The 1404-nt window shown below is 44.2% G+C and carries 2 protein-coding genes; both read right to left on the bottom strand.

Going from position 1 to position 1404, the window contains the following annotated elements:
* On the bottom strand, nucleotides 1-944 hold a 944-nt coding region (locus tag ACFINH_RS09400; RefSeq protein ID WP_375632876.1), incomplete at its 3' end, for a phage tail protein.
* Between the two features lie 7 nt (nucleotides 945-951).
* A partial coding sequence (locus ACFINH_RS09395; RefSeq protein WP_375632874.1) for a phage tail protein occupies nucleotides 952-1404 on the bottom strand: 453 nt, incomplete at its 5' end.

Below are 1404 nucleotides of genomic sequence, written 5' to 3'. Positions count from 1 at the left end.
TCTGTAAACCAAAAGGGAGTCTCTACCTGTGGACTTCCTGCTATTTGGTCAAATTCTTGATTACACTTGTCCAAAGCATCCCCACTCAAACCTACACACTCTTCGTCTACAGATCTCTTTCGCCTTGTCACGGGCGCTTCAGAAGAAGAAACATCCCGTTTTTTTCGAGAAGAAAGACCTTCTGATGACGCTGGACCTATAAAATGTTCATGCGCTTTTAAAGAACAGGGTTGTATACTTGCAAAAGAACGCCAAGGGTCTAAATTGCGTTCATTATCAAGTCCCCGTAAAAATAGCCCCCGAAAATCGGGAACATTAAACGTCGTGGCGCCATCCCCTTCTCCCCACGTCGTTCCTATGACACAAAATAAATCCCAATAAACATACCGTGAATAAGCACTTCCATCACATGGCAACCAACCATCCGGCAAGCGCTCCATTGCAAACGGTCCTATCAGACCGGAAGGTAAACGTTTTAAGGAAGAAACTTTGCCCCTTGTCGGGTTGAGAACTTGCCAACCCGTAAGCTCTTCATCATACACAAGCGTATAAAGACAGCCATCTTGTATCTCTCCTCCCGATAAGGCTAATAAACCGGTTTCTGTTGCCTTATAAACGGGCTTATCGGCTAAATTATTTAAAGCAATTGTTGTCGCCCCAACATTCTTGCCCTTCGCTTTAAAACAAACCGATATGCCATTCTTATACTCTAAAAATGCCGATTGACTTAGAAACCTTATCACGCTCGTCTTTTGGTTATTATCAACCGTCACAATCCCTTCAAGAACACCCCCCGTATCCGATAAATACTCACTTACCCGTTGCATCATAAAACGAGCGCTATTATTAACCGTGTTAGGGTGCTGTCCCTCTGACCAATTAATTAAAGCATCAGCACCACCATTCTCAGATGCCGTTAAAGACCAATCATAAATCGTGGACATCTAAACCTCACGTCTTGATTCCAAACACAACACTCATATTAATCGGGCGCGTCTCACTTATACCTGAACTTGCCAATGCAACATCACGCATGTGAAGGTGGGAATGGGGAAAGGCGAGCTTATGGTGCACGCGTATATCCTCTGCTCTCACGCCCAAACGTTCAGCAAGCTTCAATCTTTGCTGGTCATTCAACACATATCCCCAGATGATTGTCATATCACCATGCCAACTCTCTTCCTGATTTTCATCATTCAAAATCGTAAAGGATTGACCCCCATGGTCATGCTTTCTCATTGCGTCATTTTGTAAAGTGCCAAGATAACGAAAGCGGTCTATCTCGCGGTCATCATCAACACCTCGTAAAAAAACACCACGCAAATCGGGAACATTAAACTTCGTCCAACTATCAGCGCCTCCCCACCTGATCCCTATCGCTTCATAAAGAGCAGGATAATCACT

It is taken from the genome of Bartonella sp. AA74HLJMH (genome assembly GCF_042197045.1).
In the GTDB taxonomy this organism is placed as follows: Bacteria; Pseudomonadota; Alphaproteobacteria; order Rhizobiales; family Rhizobiaceae; genus Bartonella.
This window is presented reverse-complemented; position numbering and strand designations above follow the sequence as displayed.